Source organism: Micromonospora matsumotoense (assembly GCF_050951065.1).
GTDB classification, from domain to species: domain Bacteria; phylum Actinomycetota; class Actinomycetes; order Mycobacteriales; family Micromonosporaceae; genus Micromonospora; species Micromonospora matsumotoensis.
The window spans coordinates 3627115-3648565 of sequence record NZ_CP192025.1 but is presented as its reverse complement, the minus strand read 5'-3'; the positions used below and the strand labels follow the sequence as shown (position 1 = coordinate 3648565).

Below are 21451 nucleotides of genomic sequence, written 5' to 3'. Positions count from 1 at the left end.
GGCCGCCCCGCGCAGCCGTTTCGCCCCCTGTCGCGCCGCCGGTGCGATCGTCTACCGTCGGCGGACACTCTGGTGAAGGAGCGACGGATGAGCCGCCACGTGCAGCCGGTGCCGGACATCGACGACCCGTACGCCGGTGATCCGTTGTTGCGGTCCTGGCTGACCCGGCAGCTCGGTGAGGCCGGACACGCCGCCGCGCAGGGGCGGCTGACCGCGCTGGCCGCCGACGTCGTCGGGCCGCTGCGCGTCGCGCACGCCGACGCCGAGGCCCACCCGCCGACGCTGGTCCGCTACGACCCGTGGGGTGCCCGCGTCGACCGGATCGACACCAGCGCCGGTTGGCAGGCGCAGCGGGCCGCCGCCGCCCGGCACGCCGTGGTCGCCCTGCCCTACCTGGAGTCGGCGCGCGGCACGTGGGGGGCCGCCGCCCGCGTCGTCCAGCACGCCCTGCTGCACCTGTACGGGCCGGAGTCGGCCACGTTCTCCTGCCCGGTGGCGATGGCCGACGGCGCGGCCGCGCTGCTGAGCACCCCGGAGGTCGACCCGCAGGTACGCGACGCCTGGCTGCCCCGGCTGATCTCCACCGACCCGGACACGGCGATCGTCAGTGGGCAGTGGATGACCGAGTCGCAGGGCGGCTCCGACCTGTCGCGCACCACCACGCTCGGGCGGCCGGCCGCCGACGGGTCGTGGCGGCTGAGCGGGGAGAAGTGGTTCTGCTCGGCCGCCGATGCGGCGATGGCGGTGGCGTTGGCCCGGCCGGAGGGCGCCGGCCGGGGCAGCCGGGTCCTCGCCCCGTTCCTGGTGCCCCGGTACGCCGTCGACTCGCCGCTGGCCGGGGCGACCGCCGCGCCGCACGGCCCCGCCCCCGGGGTGGTGGTGCGCCGGCTCAAGGACAAGCTGGGCACCCGGGCGTTGCCGACCGCCGAGATCGGGCTGCGCGACGCGTACGCGCTGCCGTTGGGTGACCCGACGGTGCCGGGACTGGTGCGGGCGATGACCCTGGTGGTGGTGACCCGGGTGCACAACGCGTCGGCAGCGGCGTCCGGGATGCGTCGGGGCCTGGCCTACGCCCGGGCGTACGCGCGCAGCCGGCACGTCGCGGGCGGGCCGTTGGCGGACAACCCCCTGCACCGGGCCACCCTCGGCGCGTTGGCGGTCGACGCGGCGGGGGCGTTCGCCCTGGCCGGGCACGCGTTCGCGTTGCTCGGTCGGGTGGAGGTGGGCGCCGACCCGGCGGCCGCCGCCGAACTGCGGGTGGTGGCGCCGTTGGCGAAACTGGCCACCGGCCGGTTGGCGGTGGCCGCCGCCGCCGAGTACGGGGAGGCGTTCGGCGGGGCCGGTTACGTCGAGGACACCGGTGTGCCGAGGCTGCTGCGTGACGCCCAGGTGCTGCCGATCTGGGAGGGCACCACCAACGTGCTGGCCCTGGACGTGCTGCGTGCGGTCACCCGGGAGGACGCCGGTGCACCGCTGCTGCGTCGGTTGGCCGGTGCGGTGGACCTGGCCCGGCCGTTGACCCCGGCACTGGCCGACACCCTCGCCACGGTGGCCGGGGAGCTGCGGGTCACCCTCGACGAGGTCGCCGCCGACCCGGCTGCGGTGGCGGTGCTGGCCGGCGCGCGGGGGCTCGCCCTGCGGATGGCGTACGCGCTGGCCACGGCGTTGCTGGTCGAACACGCCGGGTGGGGTGACGGGCAGGCCGAGGTGGCCGCCCGGTTGTGGGCCCGGCGGTGGCTGCGGCACGAGGACGTTTCCGCCGACGCCCACCACCACCTCGACCTGCTCTGCTGACCACAAGGTCCCGCTGACCCCGACGGCCGGGGGTCAGTGGCCGTCGGGGCGGGTGAGCGCGCCGTGCAGGAACAGGTCGACCAGTGCGGTGGTCGACGGCGGTGCGGTGCCCAGCGGCCCGGGTGGGGACAGCAGGCCGAGGAAGAGGTCGGCGAGCCGGTCGGCCGGCAGCCGCAACCGGTCGGAGTCGGGGGTGAACAGCGCGGCCACCGCCGCCCGGACCGCCCCCACCGCCGCGCCGGTCGGCGGTGGGGTCTGGCGGGACCGGCCGGCGGCGTGCAGGGCGCCCAGCACCGCACCCAGTCGGGCCAGGTGAGCGTGGATCACCGTGGCGGCCTCGGTGAGCCGGCCGGTGAGGGCCTGTTCCCGGTCGATCCGGGTCAACCGGTCGAGCAGCGCGTCAGGTCGCAGCACCTCGGCCACGCAGGCGTCGAGCAGCGCCTGCTTGTCGGCGAAGGCGCGGAACACCGTCGCCTCGCCGATTCCGGCGGCCCGGGCCACCTCGGCGGTGGTCAGGGCGGTGCCCCGGCGGGTCAGCAACGGTAGGGCCGTCTGCACGATCATGGCGCGGCGTCGGTCGGCGTTCATGGCCGGCGCGCGACGCCGACGTCCCCCGGGTGCCGTCATGACACCAGGCTCGGGAGTGAGCGCTTACTCCGTCAATCGGTTTTCTCAGCTGCGCCGCCGCGCCCGGGCCGCCCAGATGACGTACGCCGGGTCGCGGTCGAGGTTGTGCCGGTCCCGGTCGTAGCGGCGGGTGGTCCGCGGGTCGGCGTGCCCCATCGCGTCCTGGACGTCCTCCAACGGGACCCCCTCCTCGCGGGCGGTGGTGGCGAAGGCGTGCCGCAGCGAGTGCGGGGAGAGCTTCGCCGCCGCCGCGATGCCGGCGGCTTCGGCCAACCGGCGGACCAGCCGGAACACCGAGTGCCGGTCGAGGCGGCCACCGGTGGCGGTGGCCAGCAGCGGGCCGGTCAACGCGTCGACGCTGACTCCCGCCGTCGCCGCCCGGTCGGCCAGGTAGGCGTCCACCGCGTACGCGGTGCCGGGGGTGAGCGCGCGACGGCGCGGCTTGCCGCCCTTGCCGACGAACCGGACGCTGCGGTGTCCCCGCTCGGCCCCGAGATCGGCCAGGTCGAGCGAGACCAGTTCGCCGACCCGCAGGCCGAGGTCGGCGAGCAGGGCGACGGCGGCCCGGTTACGGGCGGCTGTCGGACCGGTGTCGGTGTCGGCGGCGGCCAGCAGGGCGTCGACCTCCTGTGGGGTGAGCCCGACGGTCGCCGAGTGGTCCCGGTCGATGCGCGGACGGTCGGCGCCGGAGACGGGGTTGGCGTCCACCGCCCGCAGCTTGACCAGGAACTCGTACCAGCTGGACAGGGCGGAGAGCTTGCGGGCGACGGTGGCCGGGGTGAGCGGCCGGCCGCTGCGCGCCGCGGGGGTGGCTTCCAACTGCCGGGCGTAGGCGTTGACGTCGAGGAAGTTGGCCCGCAGCGGGTCCAGGTCACCGGCGGCGCACCAGGTGAGCCAGCCGGCGATGTCGCGCCGGTACGCGTCGCGGGTGTGCGCCGATAACCGACGGTTACGCAGCCACGCCTCGGTGAAGTCGACCGGTGTGCCGGTGAGCGCCGGGCGGGCCGAGGCGCGGGGCAGGACGGGGACGTCGGGGCGCAGCATGCGAAAAAGCCTCTCAGCCTCGGCGGGGAATAACCGTGAGGCGCGCCGGTGTCCCGACGGGCCCGGCCCGGTGCAGGCCGGCGGGGCCTGCACCGGGCCGGCGGCCCTCAGGCGGTGAGCTGCCTGCGCCCGTTACCGGCGGTGACGGGAACCCGGCGCGGCTTGGCCCGCTCCGCGATCGGGATGCGCAGCGTCAACACCCCGTGCTCGTAGGCGGCCTCCAGGCGGTCGGTGTCCAGGGTGTCGCCGAGGAACAGCTGCCGGGAGAAGGTGCCCATCGGCCGCTCGGCGGCGACCAGTTCGACGGTGTCGGTGGTGGGGCGGCGGCGCTGCGCGCGGACGGTCAGCACGTTGCGCTCCACGGTGCAGTCGATGCTGTCGGGGTCCACACCGGGCAGGTCGAACGCGGCGTGGAAGTGGTCGCCGTCGCGCCAGGCGTCCAGGTGCATCACCGCGGGACGGCTGGTGGTGCCGAAGAGCTGCTCGGCGAGCCGGTCGATCTCACGGAAGGGGTCGGTACGCATCAGCATGGTCGTGCCTCCTCGGTTTCCTCGGGCCGAAGGTCCTTGAGTTGAGTCAGGTCGGCTCAACTCGTACTTCAGTATTTACCGCGTCGCGGCGCGCGCGTCAACCCGACGCGACCGGCCCCGTCCTGCGGCGGGATCGTCTGCGCCGGCAGCGGCCCCACCCCGCCGGAGGATGGGGGCCGGTCGGCGGGTGGGGCCGTCAGGCTCAGAGGGCGTGACCCGTGGTGGCGTCCACATGTGCGGGCACCTCGTCGTGCCGGTCGCCCACACTGGACGTCCCCGACGGCTCGAACATCAGGATCGACGCCCCACCGGGAGCAGACGGACGGTGCTCCATCCCGCGCGGCACCACGTACACCGCGCCCCGGGGCAGCACCACCGTCCGCTCGCCGTCCCCGTCACGCAGCCCGATCCGCAGCTCACCGTCGAGCACCAGGAAGAACTCGTCGGTGTGGTCGTGGGCATGCCACACGTGCTCCCCGGCCACCTTCGCCACCCGCACGTCGTAGTCGTTGACCCGGGTGACGATGCGCGGACTCCACAACTGGTCGAAGGAGGCCAGCGCGGTCAACAGGTCGATCGGCTCGTCGCTCATCGCACCATCCTGGCACCCGGCCGAGGGCCCACCGCACCGCCGTTCAGAGGAAGCGGTGCATGACGTGCAGCCCGACCCTCCCCCGGGTCGGATGGTCGAAGGCCGCCGGCACGGTGCCGACCACGGTGAACCCCAGCCGCCGGTACAGCCGCTCGGCGGCCTCGTTTCCCTCGACCACCGCGTTGAACTGCATCGCCGCGTAGCCCTGGTCGCGTGCCCAGTCGAGAGCCTCCTCGGCCAAGGCGCGACCGACCCCCCGCCCCCGGGCGTTGCGGGCCACCATGAAACTGGCGGTGGCGACGTGCCGGCCGGGGCCTGGCCGGTTCGGGCGCATCTTCGCGGTGCCCAGCACCCGGTTGCCCACCACGGCGACCGTGGTCCGACCGGGCGGACGCTCCACCCAGACGTCGCGCAGCGCCGCGGGCGACCACCGGGGGTCGTACGGAAAGGTGTCGCCCGCGGCGACGACGGCTTCGACGATCGCCCGAACCGCGGGCCAGTCGTCCTCGCGAAAGTCCCTGACCGGCATCGGCGCAGGCTACCGCCCCCACGGCCAGGCGGCTGTAGAAGGCCGGAACGGGAATGGTCGGCTATCCTGCCGACAACGTGAGTCGGCGTACCTATCCGGGCTGAGCCGTGGCCTTCCGGAGTTCGTTCAGCCACTCGATACCGAGCCGGTGGCCGTCGGGGAACTGGTCGTCGCGATCCCAGCGCCACACGGTGATCATCGCCAGTACGAGGGTCCGGCAATCTCGGAGCAGCTGGTGATCGACGCCCGGGTAGTGGTCGCCAACCTCGTCGGGCGCGTGGGCCAGGTCGAACTCGATCGGCCCCCGGCAGCACGTCTCGAAGTCGATGAAAAGCGGGCCGGACCGGGTCACGAGCAGATTGCCCGGATGGGGTTCGCCGTGCAGGAGTTGCTCGGGCCGGCCGCTCTCGCTGACCGCCCGTCGTATGCAGTCCAAGGTGTTGGCGAGGAAGACCCGGTCCGGGTCGGCCAGTTCCGGTGTTCGGGCGTGGTCGGCCACGAGCGCCTGGGCCGCAGAAACACGGTCCGTGTAGTGCGGGGTGGGCAGGTCGACCCTGCGCATTCCGGCGTGCAGACGTTCGAGCGCGTCGGCGTACTCCGCGTGGGGGATCGCGCGAGTGGTCACCGGCTCGTAGTAGGCCCACAGGGTGACCACGTAGTCGTCCCGGACGAACACCTCGGGTGATTCCAGCGCGGCCACCGGGCTCCCGACCTCGGCCAGCCGCTGAGCGACATCCACTTCACGCTGGGCGCCCTGGTCTGCCGCCGGTGCCACCCGGGCCAGCACGTCGCAGGGCCGCAGACGCAGGGTGAGCTTGTTGGAGTTGTGCAGGACGGCGGCGTCGTGGACGGTCAGGCCCAGCTGTGAGGCGCTCGACAGAGCTGCCCGCGTCGCCCGCCGAGTCTCATACGCCTGCATCGGCCAGCCCGACCCGGTCGCCACCAGTTCCCCGAACCCGGTGGACTACTGCGAGCCCGCCGAGCAGCAGCCGTCTCTGCGGGGTGGCCGCGTCTATCGACGCTTCATGATGAGTCAAGCAGGGCCGCCTCTCGGGTGACCCGTATTCCAGGATCGCTACCACAGTGCCCGTCCCGAGGTCGCCAGCCGGTCGGCGAGCGCGATGACACGGTCGCGGAGCGCGGCCGGGCGTTCGATGACGAACGGCAGGTCGAGCGCGGCGAGCACGGCGGGCAGCCAGTCGAGACTATCGGCCCGGATCTCCACGGACTGCCAGCCTTCGTCATCATCCTCCTCTCGCACCTCGGCGATGCTGGCCGGTAGCCTCGTGCGGATCTGCGCAAGTGTTCCTTGTATCCGCAGCGTCACGGCATGCCGGTGCGGCGCTTGTGCCATCGAGGCGAGAAGGTGCCCCGCCGGATCGTCTCCGGCGGGCGGCGGCGCGAAGGAGCCCGGAAGTGTCCTCGCCTCGACGATGCGGTCGAGCCGGAAGGTCCGATCCTCGCCGACCTCCGGATCGGCTCCGGTGACGTACCACCGGCCGGCATGGTTGACCAGTCCGGACGGATACAGCACGCGAGCGCTTCGCCGGCCGTCAGGCGAGGTGTACTGGAGCGAGATCGGCCGGTGATGGCGGACCGCGTCGGCGACGGTGAGCAGTACACCTGTCTGCGGTGCAGGGAATTCGCCGGGTTCGGCGGTGAAGGCGAGGGAGGTGAGTACGGCGTCCAGCCGGTCCGCGATCCGCGGCGGCAGGACGCGCCGGATCTTCGCGGCGGCCGTCTCTCCCGCCGTACCCGTTGCCGTCGCCAACCCGGCGCGCCGGCCGGCAACCAGGCCGAGTAGGACGGCCAGGGCTTCGTCGTCACTGAGCATCAGCGGCGGCAGCCGGTATCCGGCGGCGAGCCGGTACCCGCCGTAGCGGCCCCGCACCGATTCGACCGGCACGTCGAGGTCGACCAGATGACCCACGTAGCGGCGCACCGTGCGCGGTTCGACACCGAGGCGCTCGGCGAGTTCGGCCATCGTCCGGACGCCACCGGACTGAAGGAGTTCCAGCAGCGTGAGCACCTGAGCTGTTGGTCGTGCCACGGCCTGGACTCTAACAACAGATACTGGACCAGATGTGTCCAGTATCTGTTCTAGCGTGGGCCCCGCCTCTGACGCGATCCGTACTGAGCAGGGAGAAGACGTGGACTTCATCTCGATCCGCATCATCACCGGCGACATCCGCCGACTCGTCGGCTTCTATGAGAACGTCACGGGCGTGCAGGCGGCCTGGGGCAACGAGGACTTCGCCGAGTTGCGCACCGCCCACGGCACGCTGGCGATCGGCAGCACCCGCACGGTCGCCCTGTTCGCACCGGGCTCGGCCCGCCCGGCCGACAACCACACCGTGATCATCGAGTTCCTCGTAAACGACGTGGACACGATCTACGAGAAGCTGAAGAACGTGGTGGAGGACTTCGTGAACGAACCCACGACCATGCCGTGGGGTAACCGCGCCCTGCTCTTCCGCGACCCCGACGGCAACATGGTCAACTTCTTCACCCCGGTGACCCCCGAGGCGATCGGGAGGTTCCGCCGCTGACCGGACCGGCGTAGCGGCGGTGCTGCGGTGCTGGCCGGCCAGACTGCGGCGACCGGAATCCTGATCTCGGAACGAGCTCGCCGCGGGGCGGGCTGGTGCCGGTGGCGGTCGCGAGCCGATGCAGTCGCGTTGAAGGCCACGGCCATCCCGACCTCGGCGAACAAGGGCAGCTCCGAGCGGCTGTCACCGACGGCCGCGCAACGCCTCAGCGTCACACCGAACTCGGCGGCCACGCTCACCGCGAAGTCGCGCTTGTCCCACGCCGGGCAGTGCGGTGCCGCTCCGGGCCTCGGCTGCCGGACCACGTCGGGGCAGGACAACTGTCTTGGGGTGTTGGTAAGAACCGCGACACCAGGGGCCAAATAGTTGATCTTCACGGGCCGCCCGGGGCGGTCGGCGGTCGTTGAGCTGGTGTCCCGTTAGGGGATCGTCCATCGGGCAACCGCTGGGCGGTCGACTCGGCCGTTCCGCCCCTGGTCGGCGAGTCCCGTAAGACCCGCCCGGTGAAGTGCCCGGTCAACGGGGGCTAAGCGGTACAGTGACGCCTTGTGATCGGCCTCAAGATTGGCTACGCCCGGGTGTCCACCGAGGAGCAGGACCTGAGTTCGCAACTGGCGGCGCTTGCCGAGCTCGGCGTCGGCACCGACCGGATCTACGTCGACAAGGGTCTGACCGGAACCGACCGGGCCCGGCCGGGCCTGCGCGAGGCCCTCGCAGCATGCCGGGCCGGCGACCAACTGGTGGTGACGAAGCTGGACCGGCTCGCCCGCTCGGTCTCCGACGCGCACGACATTGCCAAGGAGCTGACCCTCCGCGAGGTGAAACTCAACCTTGGAGGGTCGATCCACGACCCAACCGACGCGATGGGCAAGCTGCTGTTCACCACCCTGGCGATGATTGCCGAGTTCGAGGCGGACCTGGCGCGGATGCGGACCCGCGAGGGTATGAAGATCGCCAAGGCCAAAGGCCGGCTGCGGGGCAAGCAGCCGAAGCTGAGCGTCAAGCAGGAAGCGCACCTGGTCGCCCTGCACAAGGCCGGCGAGCACACCAGCGCGGAACTGGCTGAGCTGTTCGGCGTGGCCCGCTCGACGGTCTACCGGGCGATCGAGCGGGCCACGGCTGCGGTGCCGACAGGGGCTTCCAGAGCCGGGGGCGTAGCAGGTCAGTAGACGGCCGGTACGCGGCCGGCCTCGGCGAGCCGCACGGGTAACAGCGGGGCAGGCGTAGAGGGATCGTCAGACAGGCGCGGCATCCGCGCCTGTCGAGGCGGAACGGCACATGTACTCGGTTCCGCACCCGGCGCACCAGGCTCGGAACAACATGCTGGTCGCGGTGTCGGCCACCGTCGGCTCGACGGAGTACCGCACATGTCGATGTGACGATGGACCGGCATCAGTGGGAAGAACTCTGCTACTCCGTTGACGAACCTACATCGCCGGACTGGATTACTGGTCGCGGCGTTCCGGCGGACGGGCGAAGTGATCTTGGAGTCGGGTGTGGCGGAACTGGTAGAACGCGCCGGTCTGGCGCAGTATGCCGCGCTGTTGGTGGGCGTCTTCGAGAAAGGTCATCACCCGCCATGGCAGCCGCCGGGTCAGCGGTAGCCAGATGCGCGCGAGGACCACCCACTGCCCCCATGCGGTCAGGCTGAGCAGGGCTCCGAGCCCGCCCCCGAGCGCGGTGAGGAGCCCGGCCAGGAGCCCTCCTTCGAGGGTCCACGTGAGTGTGACGCCCCACAGGGATCCGTCCAGGAGCTTGACGATCACCCCGACCCCGAGTCCCGCCACGGTCCCGAACAAGGGCCCGATCGCGAGCCACTGTAAGAGCGCCGTCTTTCGGTTGAGGTCGAGCAGGCCACGGGGGTCGGAGGCGGCTTCGATGTCGACAGGAGCTTCAAGCCAGGCCATAAGCCCTGCGGCGAGCCCGCCTCCAAGTGCGAACGCGGCCCCGAACACGACCGAGGTCGGCGGGCCGGCCATGAGCCCGGCGGCATTTCTGTAGTGCAGCGCTTGCGCCAGCCCAACCAGGAGTCCGATCCCGGCCCCGGCCGCGAGTCCGGCCACGAGCCCGATCCTGGCCCGCGCGAGGATCTCAGGAATGGACCTGACATCCGACTGTCCTGTCCTGCCGCGGATGCGGATCCGTACGCGTGACGGCTCCAGCGCCGAGCCCCTGATCGCTAGCCGGTGGATGAGCATGAAAGCCAGCGCGGCCGGGATGCCGTTGACCAGCCCGTCCGCGAATCCGACGGAGAGTCCTTCCGCGAGCCTGGGCATAAGCCCGCGCGAGGGTCCGGCGTAGGCGAGCATGTAGATGAGCCAGTCCACGAGCCAGACCGTGAGCCCGAGGCCCGTCCCGGCGGCAAGCCCGACCACGATCGTGCGCGGCAGTGGGCGCATGGCGGTGCCCAGTTCCCACCACGCGAGGTCAGGCTTGCGACACTGCCCGAGGTGCTGGGCGAGGTAACCGAACCAGCGGGAAACCCGTTCGTGGCCCCGGTCCCCGTCCGGACTGGACCACCCGCGCGGCGCCTTGCGACCGGGTTGGGGAGGTGGCTGCGGACCACTTGGATAGACCGACGGGACCAGCGCCCGCAGTAGATAACGCTCGATTGCCTCGGCGGTGGGAAAGTCGCCCGAATTGGTGAGCTCGCCGGGAAGCCGGTCCGGGCCCGCGTGTTCGTAGACGACGCGGCACAACCACAGCAGCAGCGGAACCGACAATGCCTTCGCCACGGGGCTGGACGGATCCCGGGTCAGGGCGTCGGTGAGCGGTCGCCAGCGGTCCTGGTGGAGCGGCGTGGCGCACTCGAGTAGGTACTCCGAGACCGCCTCGGCGGTCAGAGGTTCGGCCTGGACCACGGCGGCCGAGCGCAACACGGAAGCGGATCGGATCGTCCTGGCGTAGTCATCGGTCCGGCACGTCAGCACCAGGGGGCCACCGGCCGCGAGGGCGGCGTTGAGCTTCTTCAGCGCTGTCGGCTGCTCGGCGGCGGGCAGTTCGTCCAGGCCATCGAGCACCGGCAGGACGCGCTGATCGCGAAGGAGGACGCGGACCGTCCCGACGCTCAGGTGGGGATACTCGCGCAGCAGTTGCCGCTCCAGCCAGGTGGCCAGGTGCTCGACTCGGGGTTGCCAGGAGGCGAGCGACAGCAGGACCGGGACCGGGTGCCCTTCCCGCATCCGTTGCAGCAACTCGATCACCAGCAACACAGCCAGGCTTGTCTTGCCGCTGCCCGGCCCGCCCAGCACGACCAGCCGCCGCTGCCGTAGACGCCAGAACGCGTCAGTGAAGGAACCCAGATCCGCAGTACTTCCATCGACGGGATCCCCCGTCAGATGGAGATGGTCACGGAACTCCCCGCTGAGCGTCGCGCGCCACCGAACGGGGATCGGCAACGGGTCCTGCAGACCCCGCAGAGCGGCCTCCTGCCTCCACTGCGCCAGCACCACCCTCCCCAGATTCTGCGCAGCCGTCTCCACCGGGTCGGGAAAATCGGTGCTGGTGATGCCGGAGACGGATGACCCTAGACCGTCCCCGGCGTGAACGGGGGGTGGATCGTCACCGGGCCGTAGAACTGGCCGACCGCCCCGTAGTTCTGCTCCACGGTGTAGGTCCCGGCCGGATCAGCCTGGGCCAGCACCGCCCGGGCTGCGGCGAGGATCTGCGCGTCGGACGCGGCACCGCAGGCCGCCAAGTCCTCACCGATGCGCGCCTGCCACACCCCCGGCTTGGTCTCCCGCGCCTCCAACGCCTCAACCGCCTCGGTACGCCCGGCCAGCCGCTTGACGAGCAGACCCTTCAACCCGGCATACGCGTCCTGCGCACCACTGGTGACCCCCGCCGTCGCGGCGGCGGCCAACGCCGCCACGATCAACTCCACCCCTGTCACCGGACCATCCTTTCCCACACCGTCCGACTGGCCGTCCATTGTGGCAAGTCGCCGCTTGTTCCTCCAGCCGGTGGATCCAGCGCTGCAACCCGTGCAGGCCGACATGAATCACTTCGTGGCGTTGATCATGCAACGGCTACAGAATCGGTGACCCGCCACGCCCGGGCACTGACCCTGCGCCCGGCACGAGCAAGCGGCACTTGGCCGGGGTCGGGCAGTTACAGATCTTGAATGGTCAGGTTCGTCCGATGTGGTCTGTGTGACGGCTTGGGGCTGGGGTAGATCGATGGGATGAGGTATCCCGATGGAGGTGGGTTGTCCGCGCGGGGGCGGGCGAAGCGTGAGGCGGTACGGCGGCAGGCTGCCGGGTGGTTCGCCGAGGGTGTGTCGGTGCCGGAGATCGCGTGTCGGCTGCGGGTGTCGCAGACCGCGGTGTACGGCTGGCGCAAGCGGTGGAAGGCTGGTGGTGAACAGGCTCTGGCGTCGAAGGGGCCGGGCGGGTCTCGGTGCCGGCTGGATGAAGGCCGGCTGCGGCGGCTGGCCGACGCCTTGGAGCAGGGTCCGGCGGCGCACGGCTTCGGCGCCGATCAGCGGTGGACCCTGGCGCGGGTGTCGGACCTGATCGCGCGGATGTTCCGCACCGCTACACCCTGCGCGGCACGGCGAACATCATGTACCGGCTCGGCTGGTCGGTGCAGGTGCCCCAACACCGTTCCGTCGAGCGGGACGAGGCGGCGATCACCACGTGGCGGCGGGAGACGTGGCCGGCGGGAAAACGGTAGCGGCGCAGCGTCAGGCGTGGCTGGTCTTCGAGGACGAGGCCGGTCAGACGCTGCGCCCACCGAAGGCGCGGACCTGGGGACGACGCGGCCACACCCCGGTCGTCCCGGTCGCCGGTAAAGGATCCGGGCGTGTCTCGATCGCCGGGCTGACCTGTTACCGGCCCGGACGGCGGTCGCGGTTCATCTACCGCACGATCATGCACCGGGGCCGTAAGAACGAGCGCCGCAGCTTCAGCGAGCGTGACTACATCGCCCTGCTGGATGCCGCTCACCAGCAGCTCGACGGGCCGATCGTGTGCGTGTGGGACAACCTGAACACCCACGTCTCCGCCGCCATGCGGCAGATGATCGACGCCCGGGACTGGTTGACCGTGATCCGGCTACCGGCCTACGCCCCGGACCTGAACCCGACCGAGGCCGTGTGGTCGCACCTCAAACGCAGAATCGGCAACCTCGCCGCCACCAGCGTCGACCACCTCCAGGCGATCATCAAGAACCGACTCAAGAGCATCCAGTACCGCCACGACCTACTCGACGGCTTCCTCGCTCACACCGGACTGACCCTCGAACCCAACACAACCTGACCATTCAAGATCTGTAAGACCTTTCGGCCGGGAAGGTTGTGGTGCGCATCACAATTGGCCGATCTGAAACCGAGCCTTACTGCCGCCTTTCCCGTGCTGAAAGTTCTCGCTGAGGTTCCTGGTGTGGCCCTGGAGCGCGGCATGGCGCCCCCCTCTACTTCGCCTAGGGGGCGGCGGTCGTCATGGCAGAATCGGCCCCTGAGCGTTGTTGATCTTGCGATTGGATCGCTGGTCTGACCTGCGTGACCGGTAATACGGTCGGCCGCATGCCCGAACCGATACTGCCGACCAGCGGTTCGCATGCCGCTCCTTCTGAGCGCCAGGACGACTGGGGCCTCGATGTGCACGAGGACGGCTTCGGCCTTGGCTCCCCCGGGAGGTGCGGATCGTGTTGGATCTGAAGCCTTATCGGGACGCGCTCGCGCTGCCAGGATTGCGACCCCTACTGCTGGTCGCGATCCTGGCCCGGGTGCCGGTGGCGGCCACCGCGGTGGTAATGACGCTGCACGTCCTCGATCTGGGCCACGGCTATTTCGCCGCCGGACTGGTCGGGGCCGCGATGACGGTCGGTTCGGCGCTCGGCGCACCAATGCTCGGCCGGCTGGTCGACCGGCGCGGCCTACGGCCCATGCTGCTGCTGACCACGGTGGTCGAGGCGCTGTTCTGGGCCACAGCGCCGATCCTGCCGTACCCGGTGCTGCTCAGCGCAGCGTTCGTCGGCGGGCTGCTCACCCTCCCGGTCTTCTCCGTGGTCCGGCAGTCGATCGCTGCGCTGGTCCCGCCGGCCCAGCGCCGCCAGGCGTACGCGCTGGACTCGATGTCGGTCGAACTCAGCTTCATGATCGGGCCGGCGGGGGCGGTGGCCCTTGCCACCAGTGTTTCGCCCACGCTGACCATGTACGCCGTCGGCGGCGGCATCGTGCTGGCCGGGTTCACCCTGCTGGTGCTCAACCCGCCGTCCCGGGCCCGGGGCGAGGAGACGACGCCCGCGCAGCCGCTGCCCCGTCGGCAGTGGCTGACCCCACGGTTGATCGGGCTGCTCGCCGGTGGAGCAGCCAGCACGCTGGTAATCGCCGGCACCGATGTGACACTGGTGGCGGTCCTGCGTGACGCTGGGCAGGTCAACTGGACCGGTGTGGTGCTGGCGCTCTGGGCCTCGTACTCGCTGGTTGGCGGCTTCACCTACGGCGCGCTGTCCCGCCCCGTGCCGTCGCTGGCCGTTACCCTGCTACTCGGTCTGGTCACCATTCCGATTGGTCTGGGCAGCGGCGACTGGTGGCTGCTCGCCCTGGTGCTGCTGCCATCCGGGGCCCTCACCGCGCCCACCGTAGCCGCCACCGCCGACGCGGTGAGTCGGCTGGCGCCGGCGAGCGCACGGGGTGAGGCGATGGGCCTGCACGCCTCGGCGATGGTGACAGGGCTGGCGCTCGGCGCCCCGCTGGCCGGCGCGGTAATCGACGCCTCCGCGCCGGCCTGGGGCTTCGCCGCGACGGGCCTACTCGGCGCGCTGACCGCGCTGGCAGTGCTGCCGACCGAGTTGCGTCACCGAGGCTCCGACGCCGCCATGGCCACCATCACCCCCACCGCCGCTCCCGTGCCCGATTCCGCCCCCGTCCGACCGTCGATCTAGAAGAAGACACCCGGCAGATCAGTTACGGCGTTCGCCCCCACATCCGCTCCACCCGGTCCGCCAGTGTGGCAGCCACTGATCAGATTCAGCGGGCCAGGTCGCAGATAGCTGGGCCGACACCGCCATCCTCACGGGGACATGTCAACTCCGCTGGGGCAGGACAACAACCGCAGCGGACAGCCAACCCCTGCACCGGAGCAGGGATACAACAGAACAGTCATTATGGTGTGCGTACGGTATGCCCTATAAGTCTGTCCAGATTATTGGATTGTCGGTAAATGCAATCCAATAATCTGGGCAGACGGAGGTGCTGGGGGCGGAACGTCGCGTCGGTGGATCGTTCTCCGCAGAAGTCCGGGTCAGTCGCCAACCAGCAGGATCGCCGACACCACCACCGCGCAGGGCAAGCACGTCGTCGGTACGACTCGGCACACTTCACGATGCCCGGGGGTGTCCCCCGCCTCCAGCTCGGGGCCTTGCGGACTGACGCTTGAGAAGGCCCCCGGTAGGCAGGATCATCTCCCTTCTTCGCTCACGCGCTTTCTCCTTTGTCGACCGCAACCACGGAGCCGGTCTCCATCGCCACCCACACCAGGCGGTCCTCCACCCACAGCCCGTGCGGCTCTCGACCGGGCAGCTGGTGAAGGGTCACGTCACCGTCGGCGGTGATCCGGGCCAGCTGGGCGGCGCCCCACAGCGTGACCCAGCATCCGCCGTCCGGGTCGGCCGCGACGGCGTGTGGCCGGCATGCCGGGTCAGCGAAGCTGATCTTCTCCACCGAGCCGGACGGATCGACACGACCGACGCAGCCTCCAGCGATGTCCGCGTACCAGATCCCCGCCGCGGAGGCGGCGATGCCGACCGGTGCGGCCGGCGCACGGCCACTGGGTAGTTCGACGATCCGCACCGCACCGTCATGCAGGTGAGCGAGGGCGCCGGTGGCGTTGAGCGCCACCCACGGCCGGCCGGCGACATCGACGGTGAGCATCGCCGCCCGCGCGTCGGGAACCGGCAGGTCGAACATCGTGGTACCACCCGATGCGGTGACCACCCGGCCGATCTGGTTGAGCCCCGGCGCGGTGAACCAGACTCCACCGTCGGGTGCGGGGGCGATGCCGTAAGGCGCCGATCCGGGTGCCAGGTCGATCACCGTGTGGTCGCCGGAGACGTCGCGGCGGCCCAGTCGATCGTCGGTGCGGGTGCACCAGAGCGCGCCGTCAGAGGCGACGGTCAGCAGCATCGGATGACCGTCGCCGCGAGGGAGGCGCTCGTGCCGGAACACGGCGGCCGTCTCACCGTCGGCAGAGGTGTCGGCAGGCGTGAACCGCGCGAGTCCCGGCGGCGTCACGAGGGTCATCCACAGGTTCCCGGCGGCGTCCCCCGCCACGGCGTACGGGGCCCAACCCGACGGCAGGACCACCTCACGGCACTGTGCTGCCTCCAGCGGTGGCATCAGCTCTCCCTCCCTAAAAACTACAGATGTAGCATTAGGTGCATGGCGTCGGCTGCGCAAGCCCCTTCCGCGTTCCCCGGAGAAACCCGGCCCGGTGGCCGAACCGCCCGTACGCGCGAACGGGTGCTCGACGCCGTCACGTCGCTGCTGCTGGAAGGCGGCTACGACGCCGTGACCATGGATGCCGTCGCAGCGCGCTCGGGAGTCCATCGCACGACCGTCTACCGCCGCTGGCGCGACCCCGGCGGCCTACTCGCCGACTCTCTCGACGCCGCCCGCAAACAACCTTGGGAACCACCGGACACCGGCTCACTACTGGACGACCTGGTCGCCATCAACCGCCAGATCGTCGCCGCCGTGACAGCAGAACCATCGATCACCCGGGCCCTCGTCGCGGCGTCGTTCCGCTCACCGGCCGCCGCCCACGCGCTGCGGTCATTCTGGGAGAACCGCTATGCCAGCGCTGCCGTCGCCGTCGAACGAGCAGCCCGCCGTGGTGAAGCCGTCGAAGGTGTCGACGCGCGGACCGTGCTGATCGCGTCCAGCGCACCGATCTTCTACGAACTCGTGCTCATGAGATCCCCGATGCCGGAGGACATCGCCGAACGCTATGCCCGAGCAGGTGTCGCAGTGGCGGCCGGCCCTTCCTGACCCGGTCGTCGCGCCCTATACCTCCGGTTCCCAGGCGATCAGCTGGTCGAAGACGCGCCGGTCGCCGTCGATCTGCAGCGCGTCCATCGAAATCCGGCCGTAGCAGAACATCACCAGCTCATGGGCCGTGCCCCGGGCGGAGACATAGGCCACCTCCGGCCCCTCGCCGGCGACCGACGCGGGGACGCGGGCGGTCCGGGCGCCGTCGGCGGAGAACCACAGCCGCCAGCTGCGGCCCTCGGTGGCGTGGTAGTCGACGACCGCAGGCTGATGCGGCCACGCGGCCGTCGTCGCCACGCAGGTGGTGAGGAACTCGTCGACACCGTCGAGTGCCACCTCGTCCGGTAACGGCTGCGGGGCGCCCACGGCGACCTGGGCGTCGTAGGTGTGCACGGCGACCTGCTGAAGCTGGTGCCGGGCAACGGCACCGGTCGTCTGCGGCGACTGCGAGGGACCCCACCACGTCCAGCAACCACGATCCGGGCCGGCCTCCCGTAGCGCGCCGAGCAGTTCTTCTGTCGACGCGGCGAACCAGGCCAGCAGCGCCTCCCGATCCCGGGGCGGCACCGGGGCGGACACCACCGGCGGGGCGTCGGCGGGCCCGGCGGCCACGATGGCGGCCCACCTGCGGCGTCCCTCACCCAGGTGCTGCACCAGGTCGAACAACGTCCACTCGGGGCAGGTCGGCACCCGCACGTCGAGGCTGGGCGCCGCGGCGACCGCCGCCCGGAAATCGGTCGATCGTTCGTCCATCAGCCGCAACAGATCGGCGAACTCCAGGGTCTCTTCCACCGCGGCTTTCTACCACCTGCTTCCGGCAACCGACAGCGGATTCCCCCGGGTGCCGGGGCCCTGCGGAAATCCGTTGCCCGGCGGTCCACGGGTCGACCATGCTGACGCGCATGGATCGATGACCAGTGGCGCACGTGCGTAGCGAAGACGGGTTCGAGTCACCTCCCCGTCTCGGTCCGCCGTGCCACCCGAAGCCCGCACCGGTTCCGCCGGTGCAGGCTTCGTTCCCGCGACGTGAGCTGCGACGTCGCGCCAGCCGGCGTGCTCCCACCGAGACGCCGGCTGCCCGCCACTGGATCCGGGAGGCGTCCCCCGGCACGCCATCGCCCTGCCGGGCGCCTCCTGCCTAGACCTGGGAATCGCCGAAGCCATGAACAGTTTCCGCCATGTCCGCATGCCGGCCGACGGTCGCGGACCCGGCATCGACCGCAAAGCACTGTGGGTGGTCAGTGAGCTCGGGCTGCCGACCATCGTCAAAGCCTGCGTGTCGTGCAGGTCCACCCGTCACCGCCCCACCGGGAAGATCCGGGTCAACGCGAACCACAAGCTGCTCGACGTGTGGTTGCTGATCTGCTGCGACCTGTGCGGCCGCACCTCGAAAGTGCCCGTCCACGAGCGCATCAACGTGCGGGCGCTGGACCACGAGCGGCTGGTGATGTTCGAGAACAACGATCCGGCCATGGTGCGCCAGCTGACCATGGACGCCACGCTCGCCCACCGGGCCGCCTACCGGCTCGACTGGACCGGCACCTGGCAGTTGGACACCGACATACCGTTCTACGATCTCCAGCGCGCGGACGCCGCACCACTCAAGGTCGTCGTCAGGTTCGAACTCCCGGCACCCGTCCGGGTCGAGAAGCTGCTCACCGCCGGGTTCGGCCTGAGCCGTGCCGCCGTACGAGGCATGGTCGGCTCCGGGCGCATCCGCCTGCCCCTGCCCCTCGACGCCAAGGCCCGGGAGGACTTCGCCTTCCTCGTCGTCACCACCCCACCGCTGTCACCCGAGCGGACATGACGGGCCGCCCCACGGCGCGATGACCTGCGCCGTGGGGCGGCCCGTACCACCCGGTCGGCCGTCCCAGTCGACGGGCCGGCCCCGGCTGCGGCGGCTCACGGGCCTGCGCCGGCCCTCACCCGCCCGGACATCAGGCAACCGCAGGCGTCCCTCGCGCCGGTGTCGGCCCTCGCCACCTCGGGCGACGCATCGCCGGTGGTGGCCGTGGAAACAGGGCGGACTCCCACGGTCACGTGCAGGGCGGTGTTCGGGGCGCAGCAGGTGTCGCCCCGCCACGCGTCGCGGCCCTCCTTGACCGCGACGGCGGCGATCACCAGGGCGGCGATCGGGTCGGCCCAGGACCAGCCGAACAGGCTGTTGACCGCCAGACCGACGAGCAGGACAGCGGACAGGTAGGTGCACAGCAGGGTCTGCCGGGAGTCGGCCACCACCGAGCGGGAGCCGACCTCGCGGCCGGCGCGGCGCTGCGCGTACGACAGGGCAGGCATGATCAGCAGTGACAGGCCTGCCAGGACCAGGCCGACGGTGGAGTGCGCGGCGTCGGCGTCACCGCGCAGGGCGCGTACCGACTCGACGGTGACGTAGGCGGCGAGGGCGAAGAACGACACCGCGATGATGCGCAGCGCCGTCTTCTCCCGGGCTTCGGGGTCGTGGCCGGCGAACTGCCACGCCACTGCCGCTGCGGACGCCACCTCGATGATCGAGTCGAGGCCGAAGCCGATCAGCGCGGTCGAGGAGGCCAGGGTGCCGGCGGTGATCGCCACGACCGCCTCGACGACGTTGTAGGTGATGGTGGCGGCGACGAACCACCGGACCCGGCGGGTGAGCACCGCGCGCCGGGCGGGCGAGAGGGGAGGCGTGGCGTGGGCCGGCAGGCTCATCAGCAGCAGCCCTGCGCGTCGGCATCGGGGCAGCCGGCCGGGTCGACCGCGAGGACCAGGCCGAGCAGGTCACCCAACGCGTGCGCCAGCCGCGGGTCGGCCAACTCGTAACGGGTGCGCCGCCCCTCGGGGGCGGCGACGACCAGTCCGCAGCCACGCAGGCAGGTGAGGTGGTTGGACAGGTTCTGCCGGGTGGTGCCCAGCAGGACGGCCAACTCCGTGGGATAGCCGGGCCCGTCGCGCAGTGCCAGCAGCAACCGCGCGCGGGTCGGGTCCGACAGGGCCTGCCCGAAACGGGCGAGGACCTGCCCGTACGCCAACGTCTCCACAGCCCTCAAAGTACACCGGATGCTGTACTGAGGGAGATGGCAGTCGTCACCCGTGCGGGTGGCGCAGTGGGGTCAGGGCCCGGTGGAGCCACTCGGTCAGCAGCGCCCGTTCGGCGTCGGTCAGGCCGGGCAGGTCCGGTGCCATCGCCGCGAAGGTCACCGCGACGGCACCCGGGGTCGGGTCGGGGGTCACCGGGGCGGTGGTGAGGATGCTGGCGAGCACCGCGTCGCACATGGCCTCCGCCAGGCCGGGGTCACGCTGCGGCGGGGGTGTCTCCAGCAGGGCGAGCACGACACCGGTGCCGGCGGCGTGGATCATCATGGTGGCCCGCTGTTCGTCGACGCGGAGCAGACCGGCGACGGCGAGCCGGCGCACCCGGGAGCGCAGCACCTCGATGCCCGCGACGGTCGCCGGCGAGGGGTCGCCCGGCCCGCGCGTGCCGAGCAGCCGGAACAACTCGGGGTTGGCCAGGCCGAACTCCACGTGGATCCGCCATCCGGCGCGCAGGTCGGCCACCGGGTCACCCGCCACGGCGACCGACTTGGCGGCGACGTAGGCGGCCATCACGTGTTCGGCGACGGCGTCGACGAGGCCGTTCTTGTCGCCGAAGAGCCGGTAGATGGTGGGGGCCTGGACGCCCGCCGCCTGGGCGACGGCCCGGGTGGTCACCGCGGGGGCGCCGCGCTCGCGCAGCAGCCGGGTGGCGGCCTCGATGATGTCGGATCGGACGTCGTCACGGGGTGAGGTGTCCGGCGGCACGGTCATGAACCAATGCTAACAGCAGCTTGTTAGCGCCGAATTATCAGTGCTAACGTCGGCGACGTAACAGTGGATCGCCGAAGGAGTCGCCATCGTGTTCGTCATCACCGGTGCCACCGGTCAGCTCGGCTCCCGGATCGTCGACCAGGTGCTCACCCGAGTTCCCGCCGACGCCGTGGGGGTGAGCGTGCGTGACGTCGACCGGACCGCGCACCTGGCCGCCCGTGGGGTGCGGGTCCGGCGGGGGGACTTCACCGACCCCGCCACGCTGGCGCACGCCTTCGCGGACGCCGACCAGGTGCTGATCGTGTCCGCCGCCATCCGCGGCGGCGGCGCGGTCGTCGCGAACCGCGCCGCCGCCGACGCCGCCCATGCGGCGGGAGCCCGCCGCATCCTGTACACCAGTCACCAGGCCGCCGCCCGGGACTCACTCTTCCCGGCCCAGCTCACCCACGCCGAGACCGAGGAGCACCTGGCCGGGCTCGGCGTGGCCTTCACCGCCCTGCGCAACGGCTTCTACGCCAGCGCACTCCAGTTCGTGATCGGCGACGCCCTGGAGAGCGGACACCTGGTGGCGCCGGCGGACGGGCCGGTGTCCTGGACCGCACACGACGACCTGGCCGAGGTCGCCGCCATCGCCCTGACCGAGGAGGGGGCGCTCGACGGGGTCACACCCCCGCTGACCGCCCCGGAGATGCTCGACCTCGACGCGGTGGCCGGCGTCCTCACCGACCACACCGGGCGGACGATCTCCCGGATCGTCGTCGGGGACGACGAATGGAGATCAGCCGCCGTACGACGGGGCATGCCCGAGGCGGCCGCGGACTTCACCCTCGGCATGTACCGGGCGGCACGACGGGGAGAGTTCGCCGTCACGGACCCGACCCTGGGGGCCCTGCTCGGGCGGCGTCCGACGCCCGCCCGGTCGGTGATCGAGGCGATCGCCGCCGCCCCCACCCGCACCTGACGGGCCGGCGGGCGCGGAGGAGTCGAATCCACCGGGCGCGCGGGACGCAG

General features: G+C 71.3%; 23 protein-coding genes and 1 pseudogene. 10 read left to right on the top strand and 14 right to left on the bottom strand.

Going from position 1 to position 21451, the window contains the following annotated elements; translation table 11 throughout:
• Positions 1–87 precede the first annotated feature (87 nt).
• Entirely contained in the window at positions 88–1794 is a 1707-nt protein-coding gene (locus ACQP1S_RS15985; RefSeq protein ID WP_432907517.1) for an acyl-CoA dehydrogenase family protein, read from the top strand.
• A 33-nt stretch (positions 1795–1827) separates the two neighbouring features.
• Here ACQP1S_RS15985 and ACQP1S_RS15980 read toward each other — a convergent pair whose 3' ends face one another.
• The 7 genes from ACQP1S_RS15980 to ACQP1S_RS15950 all read right to left on the bottom strand — a co-directional run bounded on the left by ACQP1S_RS15980 (position 1828) and on the right by ACQP1S_RS15950 (position 7100).
• Positions 1828–2421 (bottom strand): TetR/AcrR family transcriptional regulator, encoded by a 594-nt coding sequence (locus ACQP1S_RS15980; protein WP_432907514.1) that lies wholly within the window; start codon positions 2419–2421, stop codon positions 1828–1830.
• Between the two features lie 45 nt (positions 2422–2466).
• A complete protein-coding gene (locus tag ACQP1S_RS15975; RefSeq protein WP_357775964.1) occupies positions 2467–3465 on the bottom strand; it encodes a tyrosine-type recombinase/integrase in 999 nt (332 codons plus the stop codon).
• 107 nt (positions 3466–3572) lie between these two features.
• A complete protein-coding gene (locus ACQP1S_RS15970) occupies positions 3573–3995 on the bottom strand; it encodes an Hsp20/alpha crystallin family protein (protein ID WP_091240323.1) in 423 nt (140 codons plus the stop codon).
• A gap of 202 nt (positions 3996–4197) precedes the next feature.
• Positions 4198–4587: a cupin domain-containing protein gene (locus ACQP1S_RS15965; RefSeq protein ID WP_363671763.1), complete on the bottom strand. Its 390-nt coding sequence runs from the start codon at positions 4585–4587 to the stop codon at positions 4198–4200.
• 43 nt (positions 4588–4630) lie between these two features.
• Positions 4631–5116: an N-acetyltransferase family protein gene (locus ACQP1S_RS15960; protein ID WP_432907508.1), complete on the bottom strand. Its 486-nt coding sequence runs from the start codon at positions 5114–5116 to the stop codon at positions 4631–4633.
• A 91-nt stretch (positions 5117–5207) separates the two neighbouring features.
• The gene (locus ACQP1S_RS15955; protein WP_432907505.1) at positions 5208–6035 is read right to left on the bottom strand and encodes a phosphotransferase family protein; all 828 of its coding nucleotides are present in this window, start codon (positions 6033–6035) and stop codon (positions 5208–5210) included.
• Between the two features lie 156 nt (positions 6036–6191).
• Complete coding sequence (locus tag ACQP1S_RS15950) at positions 6192–7100, bottom strand: helix-turn-helix transcriptional regulator (protein WP_432907502.1); 909 nt, start codon at positions 7098–7100, stop codon at positions 6192–6194.
• A 166-nt stretch (positions 7101–7266) separates the two neighbouring features.
• Here ACQP1S_RS15950 and ACQP1S_RS15945 point away from each other — a divergent pair, with 166 nt between their 5' ends.
• Positions 7267–7665 carry a VOC family protein gene (locus ACQP1S_RS15945; protein WP_432907499.1) on the top strand — a complete coding sequence of 133 codons (399 nt, stop codon included), beginning with the start codon at positions 7267–7269 and terminating at the stop codon, positions 7663–7665.
• Positions 7666–8213: 548 nt separating this feature from the next.
• Positions 8214–8834 (top strand): recombinase family protein, encoded by a 621-nt coding sequence (locus ACQP1S_RS15940; RefSeq protein WP_432907497.1) that lies wholly within the window; start codon positions 8214–8216, stop codon positions 8832–8834.
• Between the two features lie 276 nt (positions 8835–9110).
• Here ACQP1S_RS15940 and ACQP1S_RS15935 read toward each other — a convergent pair whose 3' ends face one another.
• Positions 9111–11117, bottom strand: coding sequence for an NACHT domain-containing protein (locus ACQP1S_RS15935; RefSeq protein ID WP_432907494.1), 2007 nt, complete (start codon positions 11115–11117; stop codon positions 9111–9113).
• A gap of 74 nt (positions 11118–11191) precedes the next feature.
• Positions 11192–11557, bottom strand: a complete 366-nt coding sequence (locus tag ACQP1S_RS15930; RefSeq protein WP_432907491.1) for a hypothetical protein — start codon at positions 11555–11557, stop codon at positions 11192–11194.
• A gap of 291 nt (positions 11558–11848) precedes the next feature.
• On the opposite strand from ACQP1S_RS15930, the pseudogene ACQP1S_RS15925 reads away from it, so the two are divergent.
• The 4 genes and pseudogenes from ACQP1S_RS15925 to ACQP1S_RS15910 all read left to right on the top strand — a co-directional run.
• A pseudogene (locus ACQP1S_RS15925) lies at positions 11849–12133 on the top strand (helix-turn-helix domain-containing protein); the annotation flags it as partial.
• Positions 12134–12150: 17 nt separating this feature from the next.
• A complete protein-coding gene (locus tag ACQP1S_RS15920) occupies positions 12151–12339 on the top strand; it encodes a helix-turn-helix domain-containing protein (protein WP_432907488.1) in 189 nt (62 codons plus the stop codon).
• A complete protein-coding gene (locus tag ACQP1S_RS15915; RefSeq protein ID WP_432907487.1) occupies positions 12318–12923 on the top strand; it encodes a transposase in 606 nt (201 codons plus the stop codon). The genes ACQP1S_RS15920 and ACQP1S_RS15915 overlap by 22 nt, the downstream gene beginning before the upstream one ends.
• Positions 12924–13314: 391 nt before the next feature.
• Complete coding sequence (locus ACQP1S_RS15910; RefSeq protein WP_432908074.1) at positions 13315–14553, top strand: MFS transporter; 1239 nt, start codon at positions 13315–13317, stop codon at positions 14551–14553.
• A gap of 532 nt (positions 14554–15085) precedes the next feature.
• On the opposite strand, the gene ACQP1S_RS15905 is transcribed toward ACQP1S_RS15910, so the two are convergent.
• Entirely contained in the window at positions 15086–16066 is a 981-nt protein-coding gene (locus ACQP1S_RS15905; RefSeq protein ID WP_432907484.1) for a Vgb family protein, read from the bottom strand.
• 63 nt (positions 16067–16129) lie between these two features.
• On the opposite strand from ACQP1S_RS15905, the gene ACQP1S_RS15900 reads away from it, so the two are divergent.
• Positions 16130–16657: a TetR/AcrR family transcriptional regulator gene (locus tag ACQP1S_RS15900; RefSeq protein ID WP_432907481.1), complete on the top strand. Its 528-nt coding sequence runs from the start codon at positions 16130–16132 to the stop codon at positions 16655–16657.
• Positions 16658–16672: 15 nt separating this feature from the next.
• Here ACQP1S_RS15900 and ACQP1S_RS15895 read toward each other — a convergent pair whose 3' ends face one another.
• Positions 16673–17449 (bottom strand): maleylpyruvate isomerase family mycothiol-dependent enzyme, encoded by a 777-nt coding sequence (locus ACQP1S_RS15895; RefSeq protein WP_432907479.1) that lies wholly within the window; start codon positions 17447–17449, stop codon positions 16673–16675.
• A gap of 442 nt (positions 17450–17891) precedes the next feature.
• On the opposite strand from ACQP1S_RS15895, the gene ACQP1S_RS15890 reads away from it, so the two are divergent.
• Positions 17892–18464, top strand: coding sequence for a DUF1062 domain-containing protein (locus tag ACQP1S_RS15890; protein WP_432907477.1), 573 nt, complete (start codon positions 17892–17894; stop codon positions 18462–18464).
• 95 nt (positions 18465–18559) lie between these two features.
• Here ACQP1S_RS15890 and ACQP1S_RS15885 read toward each other — a convergent pair whose 3' ends face one another.
• The 3 genes from ACQP1S_RS15885 to ACQP1S_RS15875 are packed head-to-tail and all read right to left on the bottom strand — an operon-like array spanning position 18560 to position 20440.
• Positions 18560–19345, bottom strand: coding sequence for a cation transporter (locus ACQP1S_RS15885; protein ID WP_432907475.1), 786 nt, complete (start codon positions 19343–19345; stop codon positions 18560–18562).
• On the bottom strand, positions 19345–19674 hold the full coding sequence (locus ACQP1S_RS15880; protein WP_091240283.1) for an ArsR/SmtB family transcription factor: 330 nt from the start codon (positions 19672–19674) through the stop codon (positions 19345–19347). Before ACQP1S_RS15880 ends, ACQP1S_RS15885 begins: the two co-directional genes overlap by 1 nt.
• A 46-nt stretch (positions 19675–19720) precedes the next feature.
• A complete protein-coding gene (locus tag ACQP1S_RS15875; protein ID WP_091240280.1) occupies positions 19721–20440 on the bottom strand; it encodes a TetR/AcrR family transcriptional regulator in 720 nt (239 codons plus the stop codon).
• Positions 20441–20528: 88 nt separating this feature from the next.
• Here ACQP1S_RS15875 and ACQP1S_RS15870 point away from each other — a divergent pair, with 88 nt between their 5' ends.
• Entirely contained in the window at positions 20529–21401 is an 873-nt protein-coding gene (locus ACQP1S_RS15870) for an NAD(P)H-binding protein (RefSeq protein WP_432907472.1), read from the top strand.
• Positions 21402–21451: the final 50 nt, after the last annotated feature.

Excerpts from the sequence above, each read along its gene's own strand:
- ACQP1S_RS15985 (WP_432907517.1), top strand. The coding sequence starts at position 88 with ATGAGCCGCCACGTGCAGCCGGTGCCGGACATCGACGACCCGTACGCC.
- ACQP1S_RS15980 (WP_432907514.1), bottom strand. The coding sequence starts at position 2,421 with ATGACGGCACCCGGGGGACGTCGGCGTCGCGCGCCGGCCATGAACGCC.
- ACQP1S_RS15975 (WP_357775964.1), bottom strand. The coding sequence starts at position 3,465 with ATGCTGCGCCCCGACGTCCCCGTCCTGCCCCGCGCCTCGGCCCGCCCG.
- ACQP1S_RS15970 (WP_091240323.1), bottom strand. The coding sequence starts at position 3,995 with ATGCTGATGCGTACCGACCCCTTCCGTGAGATCGACCGGCTCGCCGAG.
- ACQP1S_RS15965 (WP_363671763.1), bottom strand. The coding sequence starts at position 4,587 with ATGAGCGACGAGCCGATCGACCTGTTGACCGCGCTGGCCTCCTTCGAC.
- ACQP1S_RS15960 (WP_432907508.1), bottom strand. The coding sequence starts at position 5,116 with ATGCCGGTCAGGGACTTTCGCGAGGACGACTGGCCCGCGGTTCGGGCG.
- ACQP1S_RS15955 (WP_432907505.1), bottom strand. The coding sequence starts at position 6,035 with ATGCAGGCGTATGAGACTCGGCGGGCGACGCGGGCAGCTCTGTCGAGC.
- ACQP1S_RS15950 (WP_432907502.1), bottom strand. The coding sequence starts at position 7,100 with ATGGCCGAACTCGCCGAGCGCCTCGGTGTCGAACCGCGCACGGTGCGC.
- ACQP1S_RS15885 (WP_432907475.1), bottom strand. The coding sequence starts at position 19,345 with ATGAGCCTGCCGGCCCACGCCACGCCTCCCCTCTCGCCCGCCCGGCGC.
- ACQP1S_RS15875 (WP_091240280.1), bottom strand. The coding sequence starts at position 20,440 with ATGACCGTGCCGCCGGACACCTCACCCCGTGACGACGTCCGATCCGAC.